At 67.4% G+C, this 26,209-nt stretch carries 26 protein-coding genes, 1 pseudogene and 1 riboswitch; of the genes and pseudogenes, 20 read left to right on the top strand and 7 right to left on the bottom strand.

The window, feature by feature from the left end:
• Positions 1 to 44 precede the first annotated feature (44 nt).
• The 5 genes and pseudogenes from G6N47_RS05075 to G6N47_RS30275 all read left to right on the top strand — a co-directional run.
• Positions 45 to 638, top strand: a complete 594-nt coding sequence (locus G6N47_RS05075) for a peptide deformylase (RefSeq protein ID WP_083134231.1) — start codon at positions 45 to 47, stop codon at positions 636 to 638.
• Complete coding sequence (locus G6N47_RS05080; protein ID WP_083134230.1) at positions 638 to 1,495, top strand: N-acetylglutamate synthase, CG3035 family; 858 nt, start codon at positions 638 to 640, stop codon at positions 1,493 to 1,495. The genes G6N47_RS05075 and G6N47_RS05080 overlap by 1 nt, the downstream gene beginning before the upstream one ends.
• Before the next feature lie 2 nt (positions 1,496 to 1,497).
• The gene (locus G6N47_RS05085) at positions 1,498 to 2,304 is read left to right on the top strand and encodes an exodeoxyribonuclease III (RefSeq protein ID WP_083134229.1); all 807 of its coding nucleotides are present in this window, start codon (positions 1,498 to 1,500) and stop codon (positions 2,302 to 2,304) included.
• 176 nt (positions 2,305 to 2,480) lie between these two features.
• On the top strand, positions 2,481 to 2,903 hold the full coding sequence (locus G6N47_RS05090) for a hypothetical protein (RefSeq protein ID WP_083134270.1): 423 nt from the start codon (positions 2,481 to 2,483) through the stop codon (positions 2,901 to 2,903).
• 1,815 nt (positions 2,904 to 4,718) lie between these two features.
• Positions 4,719 to 7,094, top strand: a pseudogene (locus tag G6N47_RS30275) (cation-translocating P-type ATPase); the annotation flags it as partial.
• Here the strand turns inward: G6N47_RS30275 and G6N47_RS30035 are convergent.
• Positions 7,063 to 7,317 carry an Rv1535 domain-containing protein gene (locus G6N47_RS30035; RefSeq protein ID WP_249025618.1) on the bottom strand — a complete coding sequence of 85 codons (255 nt, stop codon included), beginning with the start codon at positions 7,315 to 7,317 and terminating at the stop codon, positions 7,063 to 7,065. The pseudogene G6N47_RS30275 and the gene G6N47_RS30035 overlap by 32 nt on opposite strands.
• Positions 7,318 to 7,380: 63 nt before the next feature.
• Here G6N47_RS30035 and G6N47_RS05100 point away from each other — a divergent pair, with 63 nt between their 5' ends.
• A complete protein-coding gene (locus G6N47_RS05100) occupies positions 7,381 to 7,656 on the top strand; it encodes a hypothetical protein (RefSeq protein WP_139799709.1) in 276 nt (91 codons plus the stop codon).
• On the opposite strand, the gene G6N47_RS05105 is transcribed toward G6N47_RS05100, so the two are convergent.
• From G6N47_RS05105 to G6N47_RS05115, 3 genes are read right to left on the bottom strand one after another with little or no spacing between them, the layout of a single operon-like run.
• Positions 7,653 to 8,015, bottom strand: coding sequence for an STAS domain-containing protein (locus tag G6N47_RS05105; protein WP_083134226.1), 363 nt, complete (start codon positions 8,013 to 8,015; stop codon positions 7,653 to 7,655). The genes G6N47_RS05100 and G6N47_RS05105 overlap by 4 nt on opposite strands.
• A 32-nt stretch (positions 8,016 to 8,047) precedes the next feature.
• The gene (locus G6N47_RS05110; protein ID WP_232080126.1) at positions 8,048 to 8,722 is read right to left on the bottom strand and encodes a PAS and ANTAR domain-containing protein; all 675 of its coding nucleotides are present in this window, start codon (positions 8,720 to 8,722) and stop codon (positions 8,048 to 8,050) included.
• A gap of 9 nt (positions 8,723 to 8,731) precedes the next feature.
• Positions 8,732 to 10,465 (bottom strand): MFS transporter, encoded by a 1,734-nt coding sequence (locus G6N47_RS05115; RefSeq protein ID WP_083134268.1) that lies wholly within the window; start codon positions 10,463 to 10,465, stop codon positions 8,732 to 8,734.
• A gap of 101 nt (positions 10,466 to 10,566) precedes the next feature.
• A riboswitch (TPP riboswitch) is annotated at positions 10,567 to 10,675 on the top strand.
• Between G6N47_RS05115 and thiC the strand changes: the two genes are divergently transcribed.
• From thiC to G6N47_RS05140, 5 genes are all read left to right on the top strand, one after another.
• A complete protein-coding gene (gene thiC, locus G6N47_RS05120; protein ID WP_083134225.1) occupies positions 10,665 to 12,263 on the top strand; it encodes a phosphomethylpyrimidine synthase ThiC in 1,599 nt (532 codons plus the stop codon). It overlaps the preceding riboswitch by 11 nt.
• Positions 12,260 to 13,090: a bifunctional hydroxymethylpyrimidine kinase/phosphomethylpyrimidine kinase gene (gene thiD, locus G6N47_RS05125; RefSeq protein WP_083134224.1), complete on the top strand. Its 831-nt coding sequence runs from the start codon at positions 12,260 to 12,262 to the stop codon at positions 13,088 to 13,090. The genes thiC and thiD overlap by 4 nt, the downstream gene beginning before the upstream one ends.
• Entirely contained in the window at positions 13,087 to 13,722 is a 636-nt protein-coding gene (locus G6N47_RS05130; protein ID WP_083134223.1) for an alpha/beta hydrolase family protein, read from the top strand. Before thiD ends, G6N47_RS05130 begins: the two co-directional genes overlap by 4 nt.
• A 7-nt stretch (positions 13,723 to 13,729) precedes the next feature.
• A complete protein-coding gene (locus tag G6N47_RS05135) occupies positions 13,730 to 15,214 on the top strand; it encodes a flavin-containing monooxygenase (RefSeq protein WP_083134222.1) in 1,485 nt (494 codons plus the stop codon).
• 8 nt (positions 15,215 to 15,222) lie between these two features.
• A complete protein-coding gene (locus tag G6N47_RS05140) occupies positions 15,223 to 15,498 on the top strand; it encodes a hypothetical protein (RefSeq protein WP_083134221.1) in 276 nt (91 codons plus the stop codon).
• Here the strand turns inward: G6N47_RS05140 and G6N47_RS05145 are convergent.
• Entirely contained in the window at positions 15,473 to 16,672 is a 1,200-nt protein-coding gene (locus G6N47_RS05145) for a TetR/AcrR family transcriptional regulator (protein ID WP_083134220.1), read from the bottom strand. The genes G6N47_RS05140 and G6N47_RS05145 overlap by 26 nt on opposite strands.
• A 157-nt stretch (positions 16,673 to 16,829) precedes the next feature.
• Here G6N47_RS05145 and G6N47_RS05150 point away from each other — a divergent pair, with 157 nt between their 5' ends.
• Genes G6N47_RS05150 through G6N47_RS05160 form a run of 3 tightly spaced genes read left to right on the top strand, consistent with a single transcriptional unit; the run spans position 16,830 to position 18,312 of the window.
• Positions 16,830 to 17,054, top strand: a complete 225-nt coding sequence (locus G6N47_RS05150; RefSeq protein WP_083134219.1) for a hypothetical protein — start codon at positions 16,830 to 16,832, stop codon at positions 17,052 to 17,054.
• A complete protein-coding gene (locus G6N47_RS05155; RefSeq protein ID WP_083134218.1) occupies positions 17,051 to 17,935 on the top strand; it encodes an oxygenase MpaB family protein in 885 nt (294 codons plus the stop codon). The genes G6N47_RS05150 and G6N47_RS05155 overlap by 4 nt, the downstream gene beginning before the upstream one ends.
• Before the next feature lie 20 nt (positions 17,936 to 17,955).
• Entirely contained in the window at positions 17,956 to 18,312 is a 357-nt protein-coding gene (locus G6N47_RS05160; RefSeq protein ID WP_232080127.1) for a hypothetical protein, read from the top strand.
• Between the two features lie 18 nt (positions 18,313 to 18,330).
• Here the strand turns inward: G6N47_RS05160 and G6N47_RS05165 are convergent, their stop codons facing one another.
• Both G6N47_RS05165 and G6N47_RS05170 read right to left on the bottom strand, forming a co-directional pair.
• Positions 18,331 to 18,873, bottom strand: a complete 543-nt coding sequence (locus tag G6N47_RS05165; protein ID WP_232080128.1) for an Mce protein — start codon at positions 18,871 to 18,873, stop codon at positions 18,331 to 18,333.
• Entirely contained in the window at positions 18,873 to 19,460 is a 588-nt protein-coding gene (locus tag G6N47_RS05170; protein ID WP_083134217.1) for a hypothetical protein, read from the bottom strand. The genes G6N47_RS05165 and G6N47_RS05170 overlap by 1 nt, the downstream gene beginning before the upstream one ends.
• 268 nt (positions 19,461 to 19,728) lie before the next feature.
• Here G6N47_RS05170 and G6N47_RS05175 point away from each other — a divergent pair, with 268 nt between their 5' ends.
• The 6 genes from G6N47_RS05175 to G6N47_RS05200 are packed head-to-tail and all read left to right on the top strand — an operon-like array spanning position 19,729 to position 26,208.
• Positions 19,729 to 20,580 carry an MlaE family ABC transporter permease gene (locus tag G6N47_RS05175; protein WP_232080129.1) on the top strand — a complete coding sequence of 284 codons (852 nt, stop codon included), beginning with the start codon at positions 19,729 to 19,731 and terminating at the stop codon, positions 20,578 to 20,580.
• Positions 20,581 to 20,632: 52 nt separating this feature from the next.
• Complete coding sequence (locus G6N47_RS05180) at positions 20,633 to 21,490, top strand: MlaE family ABC transporter permease (RefSeq protein WP_083134215.1); 858 nt, start codon at positions 20,633 to 20,635, stop codon at positions 21,488 to 21,490.
• Complete coding sequence (locus tag G6N47_RS05185; protein ID WP_083134214.1) at positions 21,491 to 23,011, top strand: MlaD family protein; 1,521 nt, start codon at positions 21,491 to 21,493, stop codon at positions 23,009 to 23,011.
• Positions 23,008 to 24,087, top strand: a complete 1,080-nt coding sequence (locus G6N47_RS05190; protein WP_083134213.1) for an MCE family protein — start codon at positions 23,008 to 23,010, stop codon at positions 24,085 to 24,087. The genes G6N47_RS05185 and G6N47_RS05190 overlap by 4 nt, the downstream gene beginning before the upstream one ends.
• Entirely contained in the window at positions 24,080 to 25,102 is a 1,023-nt protein-coding gene (locus G6N47_RS05195) for an MCE family protein (protein ID WP_083134212.1), read from the top strand. The genes G6N47_RS05190 and G6N47_RS05195 overlap by 8 nt, the downstream gene beginning before the upstream one ends.
• Positions 25,099 to 26,208, top strand: a complete 1,110-nt coding sequence (locus tag G6N47_RS05200; RefSeq protein WP_083134211.1) for an MCE family protein — start codon at positions 25,099 to 25,101, stop codon at positions 26,206 to 26,208. Before G6N47_RS05195 ends, G6N47_RS05200 begins: the two co-directional genes overlap by 4 nt.
• The last annotated feature ends 1 nt before the right edge of the window (position 26,209 follow it).

Raw genomic sequence — 26,209 nt, forward strand, 5'->3', positions numbered from 1 at the left:
CCCGTAACCCCGGCCCGCGAGTCGCCCGCTTAAGCTTGCCGACCATGGCAGTCGTACCCATTCGGATCGTGGGAGATCCGGTCCTGCACACGCCCACCAAGCCGGTGCCGGTGGGCGCGGACGGTTCGCTGCCAACCGATCTGCCGGAGTTGATCACCACCCTTTACGACACCATGGACGCCGCATACGGCGTCGGCTTGGCCGCCAACCAGATCGGCGTGAGCCTGCGGGTATTCGTCTACGACTGCGCCGACGACCGCGGCCAAACCGCGCGCCGCCGCGGCGTGGTGGTCAACCCCGTCCTGGAAACCTCCGAGATCCCCGAGACCATGCCCGACCCCGATCACGACGACGAGGGGTGCCTGTCGGTGCCCGGCGAGTCGTTCCCGACCGGCCGCGCCAAGTGGGCCCGAGTGACCGGCCTCGACGCCGACGGCAACACCGTCACCGTCGAAGGCACCGGGCTGTTCGCCCGAATGTTGCAGCACGAGACGGGCCATCTGGACGGCTTTCTGTACCTGGACCGGCTGATCGGCCGGCATGCCCGCGCCGCAAAGCGGGCCGTCAAATCGCACGGCTGGGGCGTTCCGGGGCTGTCCTGGACACCCGGCGAGGGGCCTGACCCGTTCGGGCACTGATGGTTTCGTGGCCCGACCTCGGGACCCGGGTGACGGTTCGCTACCGCAGGCCCGCCGGCAGTGTGCCGCCGCTGACCGACGCGGTGGGCCATCTGCTGGCAGTCGCGCCGCTGGTGCGGGTTCGCACGAAAAGCGGTCGGGTGGTGCAGTTTTCGCCCGCCGACGTCGTGGCGGTGCGGGCGTTGACCGACGCCCCGGTGCGCACCTCGCAGATCCGCGCGCTCGAGCACGCGGCCGCGCTGGCGCGGCCGGGTCTGGAGCGGCAGTGGCTGGACGGCTGGCTGCTGCGCGCCGCGCCGGGCGCTGATATTGAGTCGAATTCTGCTGTGCTACTCGATGTTTCAGCGAGTCTGGCAACCGTCCCCGCGATCGTCGATTGGTACGCGCAACGTAGGCTGACGCCGCTGCTGGCGGTCGCCGACCGGCTGTTGCGGCTGACCGATCCAGGTGTGCACGCTCACCGGATGCTGGTGCGTGGCGTGAGCACCGCGGAGCCGGATCCGGCCGTCCGACTCACGGCAAGCCCTGACGACGACTGGCTGCGCTGCTATCACCGCGCTGAGCCCGTCGAGGTGCTGACCACCGTGCTCGACGGCGAGCTGGCGTTCGGAACCCACGACCACGCGGCCGCCCGCGCGACGGTGACCAACGCTCCGGACGGCACCCGCTGGGTCGGCCTGTCGGCGATATCCGACGAGCGTTTGTGCGAGGCGCTGCTGGCATGGGGCGCAACTCGTGGCGCAACCCGCGGTTATGTGCGGGTGCTCGACGACGACCACGCGGCCGGAAGCCTGCTCGAATCACTGGGTTTCACAGCGCACCACCGAGGCCGCTACCTCGACGTGCATACGCTCTAAGCATGCGGCTCGCCACCTGGAACGTGAACTCGATCCGCACGCGCCTTGACCGCGTGCTCGATTGGCTGCGCCGCGCCGAAGTCGACGTGCTGGCGATGCAGGAAATCAAATGCGCCGACGACCAATTTCCGGCACTGCCGTTCTTCGAACTCGGCTACGAGGTGGCCCACTGCGGGTTCAACCAGTGGAACGGCGTGGCGATCGCCTCGCGGGTCGGGCTCGATGACATCGAGGTCGGCTTCGACGGCCAGCCGAGCTGGAGCAGCAAGCCCGATCTAGCCGCCGCGGCGGAGGCGCGCGCTTTGGCCGCAACCTGCGGCGGGATCAGGGTGTGGAGCCTTTATGTGCCCAACGGCCGCGCGCTGGGCGATCCGCACTACACCTACAAGCTCAATTGGCTTGCCGCACTGCGTGATACGGCTGAAGGCTGGCTGCGTGACGACCCGTCGGCGCAGATCGCGTTGGTCGGCGACTGGAATATCGCGCCCACCGACGACGACGTCTGGAGCGTCGAGTACTACCGGGGCTGCACGCACGTCTCCGAGCCGGAGCGCAAAGCGTTCAACGCGATCGTCGACGCTCAATTCGCCGATGTGGTGCGGCCTTTCACGCCCGGCCCCGGCGTGTACACCTACTGGGATTACACCCAGCTGGCCTTCCCCAAAGGACGCGGGATGCGCATCGATTTCATTCTCGCCTCACCCGCGCTTGCCGCCCGGGTCGCCGGCGCGCAGATCGTGCGCGACGAGCGCAAAGGCAAAGCGCCCAGCGATCACGCACCGGTTTTGGTGGATTTACGCAACGATTGACTCCTAATGGCAGGCAACTGTCGGATGGCTGTGCGTTGTCTGTACGTTTGCCCTGCACCGGTCATAGCATTTATGAAGCTGAACAGAATCTCATTGATTCGCTGAACTCCGCGAGCATGCGGGTATACAACCGTCGCGAACCGGGGTTCGATAATTCAATCGGTCAGGGAGTCATCATGGGTGTCATTGACGGCGCGGTGCGCAAGGCGAGTCGAACGGTGGGTCGCGCCGCCGCGGCCACCACGGCAGCCGCCGGCGCGGTGGGCGGCGCCGCGGTCAATGGCGCCGTCGGAGCCGTGACCGGTGCGGCGGCCGGTGTGCAGAAGGGCATCAACTCCGGCAGCCATTCGGTGCCGGCGGCCGCGTTGGCATTGGGTGCGCTGGGCGTTACCGGGCTGGTCGAATGGCCGATCCTGCTGGCCGTGGGCGGCGGCGCATTGGTGTTGCGGCAGCTGAACCGCCAGCGCGACACGGGCGCCCCGGCTAAGGCGCAGCCCGCCAAAAAGTCGGCCCCCGCGAAGAAGTCGACCGGTTCGACGACGCAGGCCAAAAAAGCACCGGCACGGTCACGCGGCGCCCAGTCGCGCGCCCGCCGTTAGTTCACCGGATTGAGTACCGTCGAATTCGTGCGAAGTTCCATGCCGCTGCGCGCGGTCGCCATGGGCTTTCAAACCCTGAGCACCACAGCGTCCGTCGGCGCCAGCATGGTCGCTATTCCGGTGCGCGAAGCGGTCAGAGCGGTCGCCGGTGAGCTGCCCGGTCCGCCGCTGAACCGGCACTGCTGGCGCGGACACAACCGCGCCTGGATCGAGGTGCGCGGCCTGGACCGCCCGGACGGCGACGAACTCGGACGCGCCGTCCTCGACGCGGTCACCGCCCGACCGGGAGTCGTCTCGGCGAAGCTGAATCGTCCGCTGTCGCGGGTGGTCGTCGAGCTCGACGGCGACCACGTGTCGCTGCGTGAGCTGTGTCGGGTGGTCGACGACGCCGAAACCGGCCTCGCGGACGGCGAACGCCCGAAACCGCTGCCCGGCGACGGCCTGGTGCTGGCCACCAAGGCGGTGGCGGTGGGCGCCACCGCCGCCGGGATGGGCGCCGCGCTGGCCGGCCGGGTGCTGCGCTGGCCGCGGCTGCCGGACACCGTCGAGGCGGCGGTGGTGGCCGTGGACTACCAACCGCGGCTGCGCCGTTTGCTCGAGGATCGGATCGGCCAGCCGGCCACCGACACGGTGTTGACGCTGGCGATGACCGCCGCGCACATCATCTCGCTCGCACCGGCGTCGCTGGCGGTCGACCTGATGATGGAAACGATCAAGGCCGCCGAGTGCCGCGCCGAGGCGCAGGCCTGGCACCGGCACGAGCCGAGACTGGCCGCCCACGCCGACAACGACAACCTCTATCCGCCGTCCCGGCCGGTGCCGTTGCCGCCCGGGCCCGCCCAGCGTCACGCACAGCGGGCCGCATACGCGCAGGCCGTGGGGGCAGGCGTCGTCGGCGCTGCCGCACGCAGCGTCAACATGGCCGGCACCGCGGCGTTGGTGACCGCGCCCAAGGCGCTGCGCACCACCCGCGAGTCGTTCGCCGCGGCGCTCGGCCACGGGTTGTCCGACCGGCACGGCGCGTTGCCGCTGCGCCCGCACAGCCTGCGCCGGCTCGACCAGGTCGACGCCCTGCTGGTCGACCCGCGGGTGTTGTGCACCGACAAGCTGCGCGTGGTGCGCGTCCGCGGCGCCCGCGACGACGAACTGGCGCAAGCGTGGGAGCGCGCCCAGGAACTGCTCGACGACCCCGATGTCGGCCTGGGCTGGCACCGGGTTCCCCGCGGGCGGGGACGCCGAGTCGAGGCGCTGATCTGTCCCACCCACGACCCGCTGGCCCCGGCGGTGATGGCCGAGGCCCGCCGCTGCGGCGTGGACCTGATCTCCGTCGACACCGACGCGCTCGGCGAACTGCGGCCCGCGTTCGACGAGGTCCGCCCGCTGGACGTCGGATCCCTTGACGACGCGCTCGCCGACGCGCTGGCGCAGCTGCAGCGGGACGGCCACACCGTGGCGGTGCTGTCGTCGGCCGCGGCGCAGGCGCTGTCGTCGGCCGATGTCGCGCTGGGCCTCATTCCGACCGACGACGACGAGCCGCCGCCGTGGTACGCCGATCTGCTGCTGCCTGACCTGGCCGGCGTCTGGCGGGTGCTGCATGCGCTGCCTGCGGCCAAGGCCGCCACCCGCCGCGGCATCGAAATATCCGCCGGCGCTTCGGCTTTGGGCGCGCTGCTGATGCTTCCCGGGGTCCGCGGCCGCGGGCCCGGCCCGGTGACCACCGGCGCGGCGGCCGGCCTGCTGTCCGGCTACTGGCTGGCTCGCGGGGTGGTCAACGCGCCGACACCGCGACCGGCTCCGGTCCAGGAATGGCACGCGATGACCGTCGAACAGGTCCGCCGGGAGCTGCCGCCGCCCGCCGAGCCCGACGTCACCAGGCCCAGCCGCGCCGTCGCCACCGCTCAACGCGGCGCCGAGATCACGGCGCGGCCGGGCCGCGCGGTCTGGAATTTCGTCAGGGCCGTGCGCGCCGAACTGTCCGACCCGCTGACCCCGGTCCTCGCGCTCGGCTCGGCGGCCAGCGCGGTGCTGGGTTCGCCGGTCGACGCGGTGCTGGTGGGCTCGGTGCTCACCGGCAACGCGGTGCTCGCCGCCAGCCAGCGGCTGCGCGCCGAGAGCCGGCTGAACCAGTTGCTGGCCTTGCAGATTCCGCCGGCCCGCAAGGTGACCGCCGACGGGTACACCAATGTCAAAGCGGCGCAACTGCGTCCCGGCGACGTGATCGAGGTGCGCACCCATGAGGTGGTGCCCGCCGACGCCCGCCTCATCGAGGAAGAAGACCTCGAGGTCGACGAGTCCACGCTCACCGGCGAGTCGCTGCCCGTCGAAAAGCAAACCGACCCAACACCGGGCGTGGAGCTGGCCGACCGTCGCTGCATGGTGTTCGCCGGGACCACCGTCGTCGCCGGCACCGCGCTGGCGCTGGTGACCGCCGTCGGCCCCGACACGCAGGCCCGGCGCGCCGCCGAACTCGCATCCGGCGAGCTGCCCGACGTCGGGCTGCAACACCAGCTCAGCCAGCTCACCAACCGCGCCTTCCCGGTCAGCATGGCCGGCGGCGTGCTGGTCAGCGCGCTGGGGTTGTTGCGCCGCAAGGGTTTACGTCAGGCGGTGGCCAGCGGCATCGCCGTCACCGTGGCCGCCGTGCCCGAAGGGATGCCGCTGGTGGCCACCCTCGCGCAGGCGGCGTCGGCCCGGCGGCTGACGAATTACGGTGCGCTGGTACGCATTCCGCGGTCGGTGGAGGCGCTTGGCCGGGTCGACGTGGTGTGCTTCGACAAGACCGGCACGCTGTCGGAGAACCGGCTGCGGGTGTCGCAGGTGCATCCGGTGGCCGGGCATTCGCGCGAGGAGGTGCTGCACTGCGCCGCGCATGCCGCGCCGACCGCCAACGGCAACCCGCACGTGCACGCCACCGACCGGGCCATTATCGAGGCGGCGCAGTCCGTGAATGGTTCGGCGCCCACCGACGAGCCCGACGCACATCTGCCGTTCCGCTCCGGCAGGTCGTTCTCGGCCTCGGTGTCCGGCGACCAGCTCACCGTCAAGGGCGCACCGGAAGTGGTGTTGCGTGCCTGCCAAAACGGCGCCGCCGACTACGAGCGCACGGTGCGCGGCCTGGCGGGCGAAGGGCTGCGGGTGATCGCGGTGGCACGCCGGCAGCTGACCGCAGAGCAGGCTCAAGCGGTCCAGGACGACGAGGACGCCATCGACGACTTGTGCCGCGACAGTTTGTCGCTGACCGGTTTCCTCGGCCTGTCCGACACGCCGCGGCCCCAAGCGCCCGGTCTGCTGGCCGATCTGGCGGACCGCAACACGGCCATCCGGCTGATCACCGGCGACCACCCGATCACCGCCACCGCGATCGCCGCGGAGCTGGGCATGCCGGTGACACCCGAGCAGGTGATCACCGGCGCAGAGTGGGACGAGTTGTCCCGCAAGGACCAGGAACGCGCCGTCGCCGAGCGGGTGATCTTCGCCCGGATGTCGCCGGAGAACAAGGTGCAAATTGTCCAGACGCTGGAACGCACCGGCAAGGTGTGTGCGATGGTCGGCGACGGCTCCAACGACGCCGCCGCGATCCGGGCCGCGACCGTCGGCATCGCCGTCGTCGCCCGGGGCAGCGACCCGGCCAGCGTCGCCGCCGACGTGGTGCTGGTCGACGGCCGGATCGAGGCGCTGCTGCAGGCGATCGAGGAAGGCCGCGAGCTGTGGCGGCGGGTGCAGGCCGCGGTGTCGGTGCTGCTCGGCGGCAATGCCGGCGAGGTCGGCTTTGCGATCATCGGCAGCGCGCTGACCGGCAGTTCGCCGCTGAACACCCGCCAGCTGCTGCTGGTGAACATGCTCACCGACGCGCTGCCGGCGGCGGCGCTGGCAGTCAGCCAGACGACCGGCTCGGGCAACCGCGACGCACGCGGGCCCGATCAGCAGGCGCTGTGGCGTGCGGTCGCGATCCGCGGGACGACGACGGCGGCGGCCGCGACGGCTGCCTGGGCGATGGCGGGGGTCACCGGGCGGCCCCGCCGCGCGTCGACGGTGGCGCTGGTCGCGTTGGTGTCGGCCCAGCTGGGCCAGACCCTGCTCGACTCGCGTGCCCCGCTGGTGGTGCTCACCGCGGGCGGGTCGCTGGTCGCCATGGGGACGCTGATCAGCATCCCCGGAGTCAGCCAGCTGCTCGGCTGTACTCCGCTCGGGCCGATCGGCTGGGCGCAGGGGCTGGGATCAGCCGCGGTGGCAACCGTCGCGGTGGCCGCCGCGCCCCGTCTGCTGTTCGACCAGCGCCCGGACTCTGATCAGCCGGAACAACGTCGAGAACACCGGCCCGCCACAGTGCCGCGTACAACTCGATCACCGGAACGGTCAACGCAACAGCGAGCGCGCAAGCTAGTGGATCGGCCAGAGCATCGGTCGTCGACATACCTTCGACAGTGATGGCGCCACCCGGCCCGACGGCAAACCCAACGTTTCAGAAAGGCAAATGATGGTCGAAAAGAAGACGCGCCGCAGCACCTCCCAGCGCGAGGCCGTCGACCACATCCGCGAAGGCGAGACGTTCTTCGTCAATCTGCCGGTGGTGGGAAGGGTCGAGGTTCCGCGGCCCGAGCAACTGGCCTACTACGGCGGTTTGGCCGCGCTGGCCGCCTTCGAACTGATCGACTGGCCGGTTGCACTGGTCATCGCGGCCGGCCACATCATGGCCAGCAACCACCACAACAAGTTGCTCGAGGAGCTCGGTCAGGCCATGGAAGAGGTCTAGCCGCGGCCGTGATCCTGCAGCGCATCGGTCAGCGTCGGGAAGATCTGCAGGACGTGGTGCAGGTTGGTGACTTCGATCGGCCGGGTCACCAGCACGTTGTCGGCCACCAGCCGCACCGATGTCCCCGCGTCGGCTCCTTGCCGGTGGCAGTCGAGCACGGCGTTGAGCCCGGCGCTGCCGAAGTAGGTCAGCGCCTGCAGGTCGATGACGAGCCGCCGCGCGGCATGTGTCGCGGCTTGGCGCAGCGCGGCGCCGAGTTCCGAGATCAGCCCGCCGACGTTGCTGGAGTCCACTTCGCCCTTGACGTGCACGACGACTGCTTCCGGCAGAACGTCACAGGCCACCGCCAACAGGTCCATCTGATTTCTTCGAGCCTAGCCCGAGACCGCGTTCAGGTATCCGAGTCGGGACGGATACGGTCGTGGACCGTCAGCAACAGATGGTCGAATTCGCTTTGGACGTTTGCCGACGGCGGCGGCAGCGTGCGGACTTCGTCGAGCAACTGCTTGGCCAGCGCCCGCAGTTTGGTGTTGGTTTCCTGCGATCGCCACCGCAACACGGCGAACGCCTGCTCGGCGCTGACCCGGTAGATGGCCATCAGCACACCCTTGGCCTGCTCGATCACCGCCCGGGACTCGAAGAGGTCCGGCAGCGTTTCGTCGAGAATCTCCTGGCGGGTCTCCTCGAAGGTGTCCGTCAAGTCGATGTAGTAGCCGGCCGTTCCCACCACAGCGCCGGTCTCGTCGGTCATCCGGTCGGCCACCACGATCGCGTCGTGCATGGCGCCGCCGGTGTCGACGAAGCGGTGCCGGCTGGAAAACGACCCTCTGCTGTGCAGCGCGCGGTCGAGAATGTCTTGGACGTGGGCCCGGTCGTCCGGATGTTTGTGCGAGAGCATCAATTCCGTCGTGGGCCGCACCGACCCGGGTTCATAGCCGTGCATTCGGGCCACCTCGTCGGACCACTCCCAGCGCTGACCGACGAACCAGAACCGGAACGTGCCGACGTTCGAGTACTCGTCGGCGCCCGGCGGAAATTCCGTGGCCGCTCTGGAAGTTCTCTGCACGGTAAGAAATCATTCCACCCGGGAGTCGAACCGGCCAGAGGGCAGCACCTCGGCGGCGTAGTGTCCCGGCGCCACCAACGACGCCAACGCGCCCAGCAGCATCATCACCGTCGCCGCGCTGAACACCACCGTCAGCCCGGTGTGCAACGGCCCGGACATCAGCAGCGGGAAGAAGCTGTGACCGGTCAGCACGTCGGCGGCCACACCCGGCTGCCGCAGCGCCCCGGACGGTCCGAGCAACTCGGCGATCGGGTTGTACCCCAGGAACGCCGCGAACAGGCTGCCGACCGGCGGCGTATGCGCTACTTGGTGGGCCACCGCAGCCGACACGCCCTGCTGTTGCAGCCCGGCGCTCATCGCCCCCGGCAACGAGTTGGCCAGCCCGATGACCATCAGCGAGAAGAAGATGCCGATCGACAGCGAGGTGCCCGCATTGAAGAACGTCGCCCGCACGCCCGACGCCGACCCGCGCTGATCGGCCGGAACGCTGGACATGATGACGGCGGTGTTGGGTGCGGTGAAAATGCCGCCGCCGAACCCGTTGAGGAAGACCAGCGCCGCGAACACCCAGTAGTTGAAGTCGACCGGGATCGTCATCAGCAACACGAAAGTGATTGCCATCAACAGCATTCCGCCGACGGTGAACGGTCTGGCGCCGTGCCGGTCGGCCAGTGAGCCGGCCAGCGGACCGGCCACCAGGAAACCGACCGTCATCGGGAGCAGGTAGATCCCCGACCACAGCGGGGTGGATTCGAAGCTGTAGCCGTGCAGCGGCAGCCAGATGCCCTGCAGCCAGATGATCAGCATGAACTGCAGGCCGCCGCGGCCCACCGCGGACATCAGGCCGGCGAGGTTGCCGGTGCCGAACGCGGTGATCCGAAACAGCCGAATGTCGAGCATGGGGTGGGGCACCCGCAACTCGATAACGCAGAACGCAGCGATCGCCAGCACGCCTGACACCAGCGCGCCCAGCACCCACGGGTTGGTCCAGCCGGTGGCCGAATCACCGTGCGGCTGAATGCTGTACGTGATGGCGGTAAGAATCACGGTGAGCCCGACGCCAAGTGTCACGGTGCCGGCCCAGTCCAGCTTGGCCGGGCGGGTGTCACCCAGTTCGTGCAGCGAGCGCATCGCCCAGACGGTGCCCGCCAGCCCGATCGGCACCCCGACCCAGAAGATGGCGCGCCAGTCCCACTCGGAAAGCAGCCCGCCCAACAGCAGACCGATGAACGACCCGGCGACCGCGGCAACCTGGTTGATGCCCAACGCCATACCGCGCTGGTTGGCCGGGAACGCGTCGGTCAGGATCGCCGACGACGTCGCCATCAGCATCGCGCCGCCGACGCCTTGGACCACCCGCCATCCGATCAGCCACAACGCGCCGGCTTTGAGCTGGAACGGGTCGATGGACAACGCGACGGCGGCGGCGGTGAACACCAGAAAACCGACGTTGTAGACCCGGACTCGGCCGTACATGTCGCCGATCCGGCCGAAGAACACCACGAGCACGGCGCTCACCAACAGGTAGCCCATCAGCATCCACAGCAGGTAGCTGACGTTGGCCGGATCCAGCGCGTTCAGCCCGATGCCGCGGAAGATCGCGGGCAGCGAGATCAGCACGATCGAGGCGTTGATGGTCGCCAGCAGGACGCCCAGCGTGGTGTTCGACAGCGCGACCCACTTGTAGAACGGATGGTCGCGTTCGACACGCAACCGCGGGCCGGGGTCGACTGCCCGGGTCATTTCGGTCACCACGAAACACATATGTTAGCTATACAAATGATTGCGGTCGAATTCTTTCCCGGTACCTGCCACCGACTGCGCTAGCGTGGGCAGGGTCCGTAATACAACACCGCGGGAGCTCACCGCAGTGAGCTGAGAGGACGGCGGGGGCCGTCGACCGTATGAACCTGACCGGGTAATGCCGGCGTAGGGAGAGGAAATGACTGCAACAGTCAAACCGTCCGTGACCACCGGCCCCATCGCGGGCAGCACCAAGATCTACCGCGATGGTGTTCCGTTTCGGCGGGTGAATCTGTCCAACGGCGAGCACTTCGACCTCTACGACACGTCCGGGCCGTACACGGATCCCGACGCCGTCATCGACGTGCACCGCGGGCTGCCGCCGCGTGCCGGTGTGGTGCGTGACCGCGGCACGCAGCTGCAGCGGGCCCGCAACGGCGAGATCACGGCGGAGATGGCGTTCATCGCCTTGCGGGAAGGGATGCCCGCGGAATTGGTGCGCGACGAGGTCGCCCGCGGCCGGGCGGTGATCCCGGCCAACCACAACCATCCCGAAAGCGAGCCGATGATCATCGGCAAGGCGTTCGCGGTCAAGGTCAACGCCAACATCGGCAACTCGGCGGTCACTTCGTCGATCGCCGAAGAGGTCGACAAGATGGTGTGGGCCACCCGCTGGGGCGCGGACACCATCATGGACCTGTCCACCGGCAAGGACATCCACGAAACCCGCGAATGGATTCTGCGCAACTCGCCGGTGCCCGTCGGCACCGTGCCGATCTATCAGGCGCTGGAGAAGGTCAAGGGCGATCCGACGAAGCTGACGTGGGAGATCTACCGCGACACCGTGATCGAGCAGTGCGAGCAGGGTGTCGACTACATGACGGTGCACGCCGGCGTGCTGCTGCGCTATGTGCCGCTGACCGCCAAGCGGGTCACGGGCATCGTGTCGCGCGGCGGATCCATCATGGCGGCGTGGTGCCTGGCGCATCATCAGGAGTCGTTCCTCTACACGCATTTCGAGGAGCTGGCCGACATCTTCGCCCGCTACGACGTGACGTTCTCGCTCGGCGACGGGCTGCGGCCGGGCTCGATCGCCGACGCCAACGACGCCGCCCAGTTCGCCGAGCTGCGCACGCTGGGTGAGCTGACCAAGATCGCGAAATCCCGTGGCGCACAGGTGATGATCGAAGGCCCGGGACATATCCCGATGCACAAGATCGTCGAGAACGTGAAGCTCGAAGAGGAGTGGTGCGAGGAGGCGCCGTTCTACACGCTGGGCCCGCTGGCCACCGACATCGCCCCGGCCTACGACCACATCACGTCGGCGATCGGCGCGGCGATCATCGCGCAGGCCGGCACCGCGATGCTGTGCTACGTGACGCCCAAGGAGCATCTGGGGTTGCCGGACCGCAAGGACGTCAAGGACGGGGTGATCGCCTACAAGATCGCCGCGCACGCAGCGGACCTGGCCAAGGGTCATCCGCGCGCCCAGGAGCGCGACGACGCATTGAGCACCGCCCGGTTCGAGTTCCGCTGGAACGACCAGTTCGCGTTGTCTCTGGATCCCGACACCGCGCGGGAATTCCACGACGAGACACTGCCGGCCGAGCCCGCCAAGACCGCGCACTTCTGCTCGATGTGCGGGCCGAAGTTCTGCTCGATGCGCATCACCCAAGATGTCCGCGACTACGCCGCCGCGCACGGCCTGGACAGCGAGGAGGCCATCGAGGCCGCTATGGCCGAGAAGTCGGCCGAGTTCGCCGAGCACGGCAACCGGGTGTATTTACCCATAGCGTGAGGTACTTGCCTTTACCGCCCGCGGGTGAGACGCCGCTGCGGGTGCTGGCCATCGCCGGGTCGGATTCCGGCGGCGGCGCCGGCATCCAGGCCGACGTGCGAACCTGCACCCTGCTCGGCGTGCATGCGCTGTGCGCGGTGACCGCGGTGACGGTGCAGAACTCGGTGGGCGTCAAGGGTTTTCACAAGGTTCCCGGCAACGTGATCGCCGCGCAGATCGAGGCGGTGTGCCACGACATCGGGTTGCAGGCCGCCAAGACCGGCATGCTGGCATCCGCCGAGATCATCGAGGCCGTCGCGTCGGCGTGGCGCGACCACGCCCCGGATGCGCCGCTGGTGGTGGACCCGGTGTGCGCGTCGATGCACGGCGATCCGCTGCTGGACAGCGGCGGCCTGGATTCGCTTCGCGCCGAACTGCTTCCGTTGGCCACCCTTGTCACGCCGAACCTGCATGAGGTGCGGCTGCTGGTGAACATCGAGGTCGACGACGCACAGTCACAACGGGAAGCCGCCCGCGCGTTGCACGACCTGGGAGCGAAATGGACCCTGGTCAAGGGCGGGCATCTGCGCGGCTCGGCGTGCAGCACCGATTTATTGTTCGACGGCAACGACTTTCACGAGTTCGAGTCGCCGCGCGTCGATACCATCCACGACCACGGCTCCGGTGACACTCTGGCCGCCGCGACGGCCTGCGCGCTGGCGCATGGCTACCCCGTTCCGGATGCGGTCGCCTTCGCCAAAGGCTGGGTGACCGAATGCCTGCGCGCCTCGTATCCCCTCGGCCACGGGCACGGCCCGGTATCCCCGCTGTTTCGGCTCGGGACATGAACCTCGAGGACATCGCCGGCGTCGCGCATCAGCCGGGCGGCACCCCGTCGGGCGTGGTGGTGTTGACGCACGGCGCCGGCGGCAGCCGGGAATCCCCACTGCTGCAACGGGTTTGCGACGAGTGGGCGCGGCGCGGCTGGCTGGCGGTGCGCTACAACCTGCCCTACCGGCGGCGGAGACCCAAAGGGCCGCCGTCCGGTTCGGCGGCCACCGACCGCGCCGGGATCGTCGAGGCCATCACGCTCTGCCGGGAACTTGCCGACGGGCCCCTGGTCGCCGGCGGGCATTCCTACGGCGGCCGGCTGACCTCGATGGTGGTGGCCGCCGGCGACACGCCGGTGGATGTGTTGACGCTGTTCTCCTACCCGGTGCATCCGCCCGGCAAGCCGGAACGCCCGCGCACCGAGCACCTGCCCGACATCGCGGTGCCGACGGTGTTCACCCACGGCACGTCGGACCCGTTCGGCACCCCCGACGAGCTAGGCGACGCCGCCGCGCTGATTCCCGCGCCGACGGAGATCGTCGAGATCACCGGCGCGCGGCACGACCTGGGCAGCAAGACCGTCGACGTGCCGGCGCTGGCCGTCGATGCGGCGTTGCGGCTGCTATCCGGTACCGCGGGTTCTGTATAGTCGCATTATGGACTCACCACAGTATGACTTCGTCATCGTGGGGGCGGGCTTCGCCGGTATCGGCACTGCTATCCAGCTCAAGCGGCTCGGCTACGACAACTTCGTCATCCTCGACCGCGAGGCCGACCTGGGCGGCACCTGGCATGTCAACCGCTACCCGGGTCTTGCCGTCGACATCCCGTCGACCACCTACTCGTACTGGTTCGAGCCCAACCCGCACTGGTCGCGGCTGTTCGCTACGGGCCCCGAACTCAAGCAGTACGCCGACCACGTCGCCGACAAATACGACGTCCGCCGCTACATGCGGTTCAACACCGCCGTCGAAGGAGCCCGCTGGGACGAGGACTCGCAGATCTGGCTCGTGGCGCTGGCCGACGGCCAAACGCTGACCACCCGCTTTTTGATCACCGCGACCGGCTTTTTGTCGCAGCCGCACACCCCGGACATCCCCGGCATCTCCTCGTTCGAGGGCAGGATCATCCACACCACAGCGTGGGACGACAGCTACGACTTCGCCGGCCGCCGGGTCGGGCTGATCGGCACCGGCGCCACCGCCATCCAGCTCATCCCCGAGCTGGCCAAGACGGTCGCCGACCTGACGGTGTATCAGCGCACCGCGATCTGGGTGGCGCCCAAGGTCGACTTCCGGATCTCCCCCGCCGTGCAGCGGCTCTTCGCCCGGCTGCCGGTGACCCAGCGGGCGGTCCGCTGGGTGACCGACAACCTGCTCGAGATGATGACGGTCATCGGGGTGCTCAACTACCGCTACTTCCGCCGGCTGTCCATCGCCGCGATGGACCTGTGCAAGATCCACCGGTTCATCCAGGTCCGCGACAAGGAGCTGCGGCGCAAGCTGACACCGGATTACGACATCGGCTGCAAACGGCCGAGCTGGTCCAACGACTACTACCGCAGCTTCACCAAACCGCACGTTCACCTGGAGACCGGCGGCATCAATCGGATCGAGCCGGACGGCATCGTCACCAACGACGGAAACAAGGCCAACATCGACACGCTGGTGCTGGCCACTGGATTCGACCTGTGGGACGCCAACTTCCCGGCCATCGAGGTGGTCGGACGTGAAGGCCGCAATCTGGGTAAGTGGTGGCGGGAGAACAGGTTCCAGGCCTACCAGGGCGTGTCGATTCCGTACTTCCCCAACTACCTGAGCCTGGCCAGCCCGTACGCCTTCTCCGGGCTCTCGTTCTTCAACACCATGGAATACCAGATGCGCCACATGGACCGGCTGCTCGGCGAGGTCAAGCGCAGGGGCGCAACAACTTTCGAGGTGACCGAAGAGGCCAACGCACGCTTCCTGGATCGCATGACCCGGAACCTGGACAACTCGGTATTTTACGCCGGCAACTGTGCCACGTCGCGGTCCTACTACTTCAACCACAGCGGCGAGGCGACCCTGCTGCGGCCCACCTCGGTGCGCAACGCGGTGCGGGACGGGTCTAGATTCCCGTTAGACGACTACGCGATCGCCTAAGGAGCCGCATGTCACGCAAGAGCAACCGTCTGGCCCGATTCTCCGGTTTGGCGTTGGCCGGCGCGGGGGTGTCGCACTTCACCAGCCCGCAGCTGTTCGAGCCGATCAGCAAGCCGGTCTTCCCGCGTGACACCCGTCAGCACATCTACATCAACGGCGGGATCGAGACGGTGCTCGGGCTCGGCTTTTCCAGCCGGCGAACCCGCAGCGCGGCCATCGTGGGGTTGATCGCCTACCTCGCCTACCTGGGCGGTAGCGCTATTCGCAACGGCCAAAAAGCGTAGCCTGCATCAGCTTTCGCACGCACGCCTGCGGGTAGGCGGTCTGCTCGGCCGAGTCTTCGTAGTGCACCAACCGGCCCAGGTCGACCACCAAGGCCATCGCGGCGTGCACCAGGAACCGCGCCTGCGCTGCCGTCAACGCCGGGCGTGCCGCCTCCAGTAGCCGCGTCCACGAATCGATCGTCGTACGCTGCACGTCGCGCAGCAGCTCCTGGTCGGTGCGGGTCAAGTTGACCCGCTCGGTGTAGTAGATCGAAGCCAGTTCGGGGTTGGCGAACGACGTCGCCACAAACGCCTCGATCAGCATGGTCAGCATCTGCCGCGGTTCTCGCAGATCACCGAGGATCGCCGACAGGTGGCCGGAGACCCGGTCGGCTGCCCGCCGCAACCCGGTGGACAGGATCTCGCACTTGCCGGAGAAGTACCGGTAGATGCCTGATACCGGGATGCCGACCGCCGAAGCGATTTGCGACATGCTGGTTTCGGAATAACCGTGGTGGTTGAACAACACCATCGACGCGCCCAGCAGGGCTTCGTAGACGCCGGCATCGGAAGAGAAGATCCGCCAGGCCGTCGGCCGGGCGATGGCGTCGTCCGGGTGGGGAAGCTCGGCGGCCAGCACCGCCAACGCAGCTTCGGCCATCAGCGCGCGGATCTCGTCGTGCGGCAGCCGAACTCGATGGTCGACGATGCTGCCGATCACGCTGAGCGCTCCCGCGGATGCCATCCACCGTTGCGCGGACGTCAACGCCGGCCGAATTGCCATGAGCGGACGCTGAATTCGGTGGTTGACCAGCCGCAGCTGATCGGCCAGTGTCGACGCATCCTCGCCGTGCAGGTAACGCGCCTGCCAGCGGTACAGTCCGCCGGATTCCCTGTTGGCCAACGCTAAGTCGATCAGTGCATCCACCAAGCGCTCCAACATGGCGGCCGGGTCTGCGTCGGCAGGCTCGTCGTCGGCGAAAGCGGTGCTATCGACCAGCTGCTGACCCAAGGCGAGCACCGCGCCGCGAAACAGGTCGTACTTGCTCGAGTAGTGCCGGTACAGCGCCGCCGCCGAGATCCCGACCTTGGCCGCGATGGCTTCCATGCTGACCGCGTGGTACCCCTGTGCGCTGAACGCCTCGGCCGCGGCGCGCGCGATCTGCGCCTTGCGGTCTTTCGGCCGCCGGCGCACCTGCGTCGCGGGCTCGGCAGGAGGGGTCGTCACCGCCTCACCCTAGCGTCAGATTTAGGGTCCGGAAACCTACCCTGGGGTCAGAATGTCCATTAACATAGCTTCTATTCGATCGCCGGAGACGACGGCGCCCGGGTTGCCTGTCGGAGGGACGCACATGCTGGAGAAGGTTCGCCAGGTGCTTGGCTTCCAGATCACCATCGCCGAGTTGATCGGGCTCGCCTTGATCGTCGGTACGCCGTACTTACTGGTCGGAGTGGTCTGGTCGACGACACACACCGATCATCTGCACCAGATGCACGGAGCCGACCTGGTGGTGTCGTTCCTTGGGTCGATCGTTTCCTGGCCGGTGCTGTTGTTCGCCAACGTCTGCATGACATGACTGCCGAAGCCGGAGCCCCGCTGACCACCGCCGATACCAGGATTCACATCACCCGCCGCACCGCGCGTTGGGACAACCGACCGGCCACCGCAGCCGACGCGCTCGATTTCTGGTCGTTCGCCGCCGGGGCCGCCAATGTCGTCATGCAGCTGTCTTGGCCCGGGGTCGGCTACGGCGTGATCGAGAGCACGGTCGAATCCGGCAGCCTGATGAAGCACCCGTGGAAGCGGGCCCGTACCACGTTCAGCTATCTGGCGGTGGCGATCCTGGGCACCCCCGAGGACCGGGCCGCCTTCCGTGACGCCGTAGACGCCGCACACCGGGAGGTCCGCTCCGGACCCGAGAGCCCGGTCAAGTACAGCGGCTTCGACCGCGATCTGCAAATGTGGGTCGCGGCTTGCCTTTTCGTCGGTCTGGAAGACACCTACGAGCTGCTGCGCGGCAAGTTGACCGGCGAGCTCGCCGAGCACTTCTACCGGTCGACGTTCACGCTGGGTACCACGCTGCAGGTCACCGAGAACCAATGGCCGGCTACCCGTGCGGATTTCGACCAATACTGGAACCAGGCTTGCGGGCGCGTCGTGCTCGACGACACCGTGCGGGGGTACCTGCAGGACCTGATCAACTTGCGGATGGTCGCGCCGCCGCTGCGTATCTTCGTCCCGTTGTTGCGATTCTTGACCACCGGTTTCCTCGCTCCGGTTTTTCGCGACGCGCTGCAGGTCTCGTGGACGCCCGGTCAGCAGCGCCGGTTCGAATACCTGTTTTTGTTGGTGGCATTCGTCAACCGGTTTCTGCCCAAGTTCATCCGCCAGGGCGGCAGCTATGTGCTGCTTGCCGACGTGCGCCGCCGAATCCGGCGGGGCCGCAGGCTGATCTGAAAGGAGGTGCGTAAGTAACCGTGCAACATCTGAAGCACAGCCACTTCGTCGCCGGTGTGGTGGCCGTACTGTTGATCGCCGTCGGATTGCTTGCGCTCTGGTGGCCGGTGTACCTCGACCAGTTCGACCACTACGGAATCCAGATAACCTGCGGCAGAGGCTTCAGCGCCAACCTGACGCAGGCCGCCGACGCCGGCGGCGACGACATCGCGGGCAAATGCGGAACAGCGCTGCTCATCCGGCGTGCCTGGGCCATCCCGACCGCGGTCATCGGATGGGTGATCATCACCATCGTTCTGGCGATCTGGGTGCACACCCCGCCCGGCCCCCACGAGGAAAGCACGCGGTTCTGGGAATTGCGCGGCGACGCGACATAGCAACGCGCGCCGCACATCTCACGGCAGATCGACCTTACTGGCCAGCCATCGGCCGTCGACCTTCTCCATGGTCATCGTGACCCTGCTGCGGTCCAATTGCGGTTGCGGCGCGGCGGCGTTGCTCACCGACTGATCGACGAACAGCACAACCTCGACCTTGTTCTTGCTGGCCGATTTCACTGCTGCTTCGATGACGGTGCCGTGTGCGGCCGCCTTGTTGTCGAGCAGCGTCTGACGCAGCTGTGCGCTCGATTGGGTGTACATGTTCTTGAACTCACCGGTCGCGCCGTCGAGAACGTCGGTGAAGTTCCTGTCGATCGCCTTGGTGTCGATGCTGGTGAGCGCGAGCGTGTATTTGGTTGCGGCGTCGAGTGCTTGGGCAGCGGCGACTTTGACCTGATGGTGCTCGAACAGCAGCCAGCCCTCGTAGCCGGCTCCGGCCAGCACCGCGGCAAGCACACCGCAGGCAACCCACCGGCCTGCTCGCCGCTGCCTACCTTCCGGCTCTTGCGGTTTTTCCTCGACTTCGGGTTCCAGCTCATCAGCCTTGGTAGTGGTCATCAGTTGCATGCCCCCGATTCGCGGATCGCATTACCCCATCCCGTCGCTGCGACGATGTTGGCGTGGGTGACGCCTGACGGGTCTTTCTTCTTGATGCTGGTGCCGATTCGGCTCAGCTGAAACGCCACATGGGTCATCGATTCGCCGCCGTATATCGGCGAGTACGGGCCGAAGTTGTCGGGGTTGTTGGTGACGATCAACGGTTTGACGCGTGGCGCCAAGAACACCGTCGACTGGTCGATGTTGGCGACGACGGCGTCGGCCTGGCGTTGCACGCCGGCGCTCGAGTAGTCGTCGTGGTGGTCCCCGAGGTTGCGATTGAACTCGTTGATCTGACCCATCAGCGCGTCGAATTGCGCGTTGAACCACTGGCAGGAGTCCGACATGCCGCCGACCATTTCGGGGGTTACCCGATAGGTGAAAGTGTTGTACGGCCAGATGTCGAAGTTGGGCGACCAGTCACCCGGCGCCGGGCTGAACACCGGCAGCGGCGGCGGCGGATTCGGATCGGCGTGCGCGCCGGCGGCCAGCCCGAGCGCGGCCGCGGCCACACTGCCTACCGCCACCAACGACGCCGCCGGAACCATGCAGGCAACCGTAAATGACGAAATCACTGTTAACAAGAGCCTGACGTGCAAACCTCGCAGGTCCCCGACGCCAGAGTTGCTGCACCGTGTCACCGACGCCGTTTGTAGACTGACATTCTTTACAAAGACCCTCGCTTCTGTAGGAATTCACCGGCGCCCACGTCTCGACCGCCAATGGGGCAGTGCCGCCGACCGCGCCGCCTCCTTGCTCCGGGCCAGTTTCCCGAAAGCCTTCCCCCGAAGCAGAACCGTGATTAACATGCTCGCCGTGGATCGTGGCACAGACGTGGCGCCCGACGGCGTGGCCGCCATCGAAGAGTGGACCACAGGATACGTCCGCCGCCACCCGCTCGCGTCACTGACGACCGTCGGAGAGCAATACGTCCTGGCCGTGCGCACCATCCAGTACTTCTTCATCGACCTGTTCACCGGACGCTTCCAGTGGATCGAGTTCCTGCGGCAGGGCGCATTCATGGCCGGCACTGCCGTGCTGCCGACGGTGTTGGTGGCACTGCCGATCGGGGTCACGCTGTCGATTCAGTTCGCGTTGCTGGCCAATCAGGTTGGCGCGACGTCGCTGGCCGGCGCGGCCAGCGGCCTCGCGGTCATCCGCCAGGCCGCCTCGCTGGTGGCCGCGGTGCTGATGGCGGCGGCCGTCGGGTCCGCGATCACCGCGGACCTGGGCTCGCGCACCATGCGGGAGGAAACCGACGCCATGGAGGTCATGGGCGTCTCGGTGATCCGCCGACTGGTGGTGCCGCGGTTCGCGGCCGCGATCATGATCGGTGTCGCGCTCACCGGAATCACCTGCTTCGTCGGCTTTTTGGCGAGCTACCTGTTCAACGTCTACTTCCAGCGCGGCGCGCCCGGCAGCTTCGTCGCGACGTTCTCGTCGTTCGCGACCACCGGCGACATGATCGTGGCGTTGCTGAAAGCGGTCGTGTACGGCGGCATCGTCGCGGTGGTGGCCTGCCAGAAGGGCTTGTCGACCAGGGGTGGACCGACCGGCGTCGCCGACTCGGTGAATGCGGCTGTCGTGGAAGCGATCCTGGTGCTGATGATCGTCAACGTCGGCATCAGCCAGCTCTACAACGTGCTGTTCCCGCGGACGGGTCTGTGAGATGCGCGCCGGCGACAATGCAGAGCGAAGCGATGCTGAGGAGCGGCGCTGAATGACCGCATCAACCTACGTACCCGCCGTCGCACGGCCGCTCGTCGCCATCTACCGCCGGGCATCTACGCCGACGATCCGCCTGGGGCACATGCTGGTGTTCTTCGTCCGCGCCCTGGTCGCCGTGCCGGCATCGCTGCGGCAATACCGCAAGGAATTCCTGCGGCTGCTCTCCGACATCGCCTGGGGCAACGGCTCGATCGTCGTCGGCGGGGGCACTGCCGGGGTGGCGGTGGTGCTCGGGTTCACCGCGGGCGCCCTGGTCGCCGTCGAGGGCTACAACTTTCTGAACCTGCTGGGGCTCGGTCCGGCGACCGGCATCATCTCGTCGCTGGTGAACACGCGGGAGCTCGCGCCGATCATGGCCTCGCTGGCGTTCGCGATGCAGGCCGGTTGCCGGTTCACCGCGCAGCTGGGCGCAATGCGGATCGCCGAGGAGATCGACGCGCTGGATTCGCTGGCGATTCGGCCGATCCCGTTCCTGGTCACCACGCGGCTGATGGCCTCGATCATCGCGGTGATCCCGCTGTACGTCGCATGTCTGGCCGTCACCTATCTCACCTGCCAGCTGGTCGCGGGGGTGATCAGCGGCGGCTCGGTCGGCCCGTATCTGCACTACTTCACGATGATGTTGAGCGGCAAGGACATCGTCTATTCGGTGCTCAAATGCGTGGTGTTCGTGTGGATTTCGTCGACTGTGCAGTGTTATTACGGGTTTTATGCCGCCGGCGGCCCGGAGGGTGTGGGGGTGGCCGCCGGGCATGCGATGCGCGCCAGCATCACCGTCGTGATCATGGTCAACATGCTGCTCACCATGGCGCTGTGGAGCATCGACGCCGGCGCGAGATTTGGCGGCTAGATGGGCAATTCGTTGGACCTCGACGGACGTGGTCCCTCCGATCAGCAGCTGCTCGCGTACGGGGTGACCGTCCTGCTGGTGGTCGCGGCCGTCACCGCGGCCCTGCTGCTGAAGTCCACCGGGCGGCTCAACGACTACGTCCGGGTGGTGGCCGAGCTGGTCAACGTCGGCGACGGGCTGCCGCAGCGCTCCGACGTGAAATACCACGGCTTGCTGGTCGGCGCCGTCGACAACGTCATCCCGGCGACCTACGGCAAACCCAACTACGTGCACATCAACCTCAAATCGGAGCACGCCAGACAGATCCCCTCCACCGTCACCGCGCGAGTGGTCCCCAGCAACGTGTTCGCGGTCTCATCGGTGCAACTCGTCGACCGGGGGCAGGGCGCCGGCATTCGCGACGGCGCGCATATCCGAGAAGACACCGAGCTGTCGACGGTGATCTTCCAGACCACCATCAGCAAGCTGCGTGACATCCTCGCCGCGACCGGCCGCGGACGCGAGGACCACAGCGTCGGCATCCTGGCGGCCGTCGGCGCCGCGACCGAGAACCGGCGCGTCAAACTGCTCACCGCCGGCGCCCAGTTGACTCGCGTGCTGAACGAGCTCAACGCGATCGTCGCCACCGACCCCGGCCCGACGACGGTATCGGCGCTGCTGGATGCCACCCGCGGCCTGCAGTCCACCGCACCGGAACTCGTCGACGCCCTGCACGACGCGGTGCGGCCGATGCAAACGCTGGCCGAAAAACGCGCCCAGTTCCTGTCTTTGGTGACCGGCTCGACGCACACGTTCGGTGTCACCCGGCAGGCGTTCGACAACCACACCGACCAGCTGATCGAGATGACGCAGAACCTCACCCCGGCACTGGGCGTGTTCGCGATCAACAGCGACAAGTTCCTGCCTATCTTCACCCGCCTGAAGCGGTTGTCCGACAAGTTCTTCGACGAGGTGTGGGATCCCGAGCTGGACACCGGCAACATGCGGGTCAACCTGGCGCTGACCCCCACCTACACCTACACCCGCGCCGACTGCCCGCGCTACGGCGAGCTCAAGGGCCCGAGCTGCTTCACCGCTCCGGAGATCGCGGTGCGGGCCGATTTGCCCGAGGTGTTGCTGCCGCAGAACTACCATCCGCCAACCGATCTCGCGCCACCGCCGGGCACCCAGATCGGGCCCGACGGGAACCTCGTCGCGGTCGGGCCGCCGCTGGTCAACCCCGGCGGGCCCAACCTGGAGGATCCCAACCCGCCGTTGCCGTGGTGGCCGTGGCCCACCGGCCCGGCGCCGCGGGTTCCGGGCACCGCCGATCCCGACGACGCTCCCCCGCCACCAGCGCCCTTGCCCGCCGAGGCTGCGCCGGCGTCGTACGGCGGGAACGTCGGCCCCGTCGGCAGCCAACGCGAACGCGACCAACTGGGCGTGATCACCGGCCAGCCACACCCGGCGTCGGTGGCGACTCAGCTGCTGCTCGGCCCGCTGGCCCGCGGCACGACGGTGTCACTGGAGGGCACGAAATGAAGTTCCGTGGTCCGCTGATCGGGCTGTCCATCTTCATGGCAATCGCCACCGCCGTGACGTGGCTGGTGTACGCCACGCTTCGGCGCGACGTGTCCGGGTCCACCACAGCGTATGCGGCGATGTTCACCGACGTGTACGGCCTGCGCGTGGGCGACGACGTCCGGATGGCCGGCGTGCGGGTCGGCCGCGTCGAAAACATCGAGCTGGCAGGCAAACTGGCCAAGGTTTCGTTCATCGTCCAAAACGACCAACAGGTGTACGGCAACACCGTCGCGTCGGTGACCTACCAGAACATCATCGGGCAACGCTATCTCGGGCTGTCGCTGGGCGAGACCGGGAACCGGACCGTGTTGCCGCCGCGAAGTGTGATCCCCGTGCAGCAGACCGATCCGTCGTTCGACGTCGGAAAGCTGCTCAACGGTTTCGAACCGCTGTTCTCCCTGCTGAATCCGAAGCAGGCCGACGACCTGACCAAAGGGGTGATCCAGTCGCTGTCGGGCGACCGGGCGTCGATCCCGCAGCTGGTGGAGCAGACGTCGACGCTGTCCCGGACCCTGTCCGCGCGCGATCAGGCCCTCGGCGACCTGATCACCAGCCTGACCCGAGTGACGGACAGCGTCGCCGCGCAAAACGACGACTTGGACCATGCGCTGAGCCAAACCCTGGACGTGATGGCGGATTTCGATGCTCGCCGACCGTCGCTGCAGTCGTCCGTCGGCTCGATCGCCGCGGTCACCCGGCGGCTGTCCGCGATCGCCGACGACGTCTACCCCGCGCTGGACGAGATGATCACCCGCCAGCCGGGTTTCACCAAACACATGGCCGCCATGGAGCCGCAGTTGGCGTTCACCGGCGACAATCTACCGCTGCTGCTCAAAGGTCTGGCCCGCATCGTCGACGAGGGGTCCTACGGCAACGCCTATGCCTGCGACCTGAACGCCACCGGATTCTTCCCCGGGCTCAACGACATCACCACGTTCATCGTCAACGCGGCCACCCCGGGCAACGCCTACCCGATCACCACCAAGAACCTGGGCTGGCACACCCCGCGATGCAGGAACATGGCCAATGGCTAGGCGCCGTCCGCTGGAGTCCTACAACAAGACCTGGCTCGGGTTCGTCGCACTGGCGGTGGTCGGTGTTCTTGTCGCGGCGTCGCTGTTGGTGAAGGTGCTGGGGTTCGGCTACACGCACTACACCGCCGAGTTTCTGCAGGCGGCGTCGCTGCGTGCCGGCAACCCGATCACGATCGCCGGCATCGAGGTCGGCAGCGTGTCGAGCATCAAGCTCGCCGGCGACCACGTCGAGGCAGGCTTGAAGGTGCGCAACAACGTGCCGCTGGGCAAGGACACCAGGGCGGTCATCAAGGTCATGACCATCCTGGGTTCGCGTTATCTCGAACTGGTGCCCGACGGCCCGGGCTCGCTACCGGGCAAGACGATCAGCCTGGCGCACACCGAGGTGCCCTACGATTTGCAGTCCCTACTCGAAGACGCCACAACGACATTCGAGCAGGCGGACTCCGACCAGTTCGCGCAGTCGCTGGCCGTCCTGGGTAAGCAACTCGAGGGCGTGCCACCGCTGGTTCCGCAGGCCATGGCCAACCTGCACACGCTGGCGGCGATCACTGCCGTCCGTCGCGATCAGCTCGGCGCACTGCTCAAGAGCACGCAGCGGGTGGCCAACACGCTGCGGCGTCAGCAGACCAACCTGGGCAACCTGATGGACCAGGGTCAGGACCTGATCGGTCATTTGGTGGCGCGGGAGGCCACCTTTCACGCGATGTTGGCGGCGCTGACCCAGCTGGTCGACCAGCTCGACAAGATCGTGGTCAACCACCGGCCGATGCTCGACGAGCTGTTCACCAATTTGCATGAGCTCACCAACATGGTCGGCCAGCATGACGACCTGCTGCGCAACCTGCTGCAGGCCGCGCCGGTGCCGCTGCGCGGGCTGACCAACGCCACCGGCTACGGGCCCGTCGTCGAGTTCAATCTGGCCAACGGGCTTGCCATCGACTCGTGGATGTGCGCAATCAGCGGGCGCGCCAAGGAGTTCGGCATGATCCAGTACTTCAAGGACTGCAAATGAACAGGCGCAGGGTCGTCGCGATCGTCGCTGCTGCGGCCGTGCTGGCCGTCGCGGGCCTCGGGGTGGTCGGCTACTACGTCAAGTCCCGGCTCGACACCATTACGCTGACCGCCCAATTCGACAGCGCTGCAGGGCTATACGAGGGCAACGCGGTCGCGGTGCTCGGCATGCCGGTCGGAACGGTCACCAAGATCACGTCGAAGGGCAGCTACGTCGAGGTCGAGTTCACCGTCGACAAGCACGTCAAGATTCCCGCCGCCGCGCAGGCGGTGACGATCACCACCTCGATCCTGACGGCCCGCCAGATCGAGTTGACACCGCCCTACCGCGGGGGTCCGGTGCTCAAGAACCACGACACGATCGGGCTGACCAGAACCAAGACGCCGGTCGCCTTCGACCGGGTGCTCGACATGCTCGACAAGGTCTCGAAGTCGCTCAAGGGCAACGGCACCGGGGGCGGGCCGATCGCCGACCTGACCGACGCCGCGGTCGGAATCAGCGACGGCAACGGCCAAAAGATCCTGTCGGCCCTCGACGAGCTCTCGAAAGCGTTGCGGCTCAGCTCCGAACGCGGCGAGACCACCCGCGACGAGCTGACCACGATCATCACCAATCTCAGCTCGCTGGTGGAGGCCGCCGCCCGCAACGATGCCAAGGTACGCCAATTCGGTTCGACGACACACCAGCTCAGCCAGATGCTCGCCGACGAACAATTCGGCACCGGCGCCACCGGCCGCACCATCAACACGATTCTCGACCAGGTGGCCTCCCTGATCGAGGCCAATCGCGAGAACCTGAAACAGGCCATCCGCAACGGCGACACCGCCGCGAAGTCGATTGTGGACAACCAGCGCGGGGTCGCCGAGATGCTCGACGTGCTGCCGCTGACCCTGGAGAACCTCTATAACACGATCGACCAGAACAACGGCGCGATCCGCGTGCACGGCCTGATCGACAAGGCGCTCACCGACAGCCAGTCCGCGAAGGAGATCTGCAATCTGATGCATCTGCGGCAGTTGGGCTGCAGCACAGGGACATTGCAAGACTACGGCCCCGACTTCGGCCTGACGTACATTCTCGACGGTCTCTCGGCGATGGGACAGTAGC

Origin of the sequence: Mycobacterium branderi, from assembly GCF_010728725.1 — a bacterium.
Classification (GTDB): Bacteria; Actinomycetota; Actinomycetes; order Mycobacteriales; family Mycobacteriaceae; genus Mycobacterium; species Mycobacterium branderi.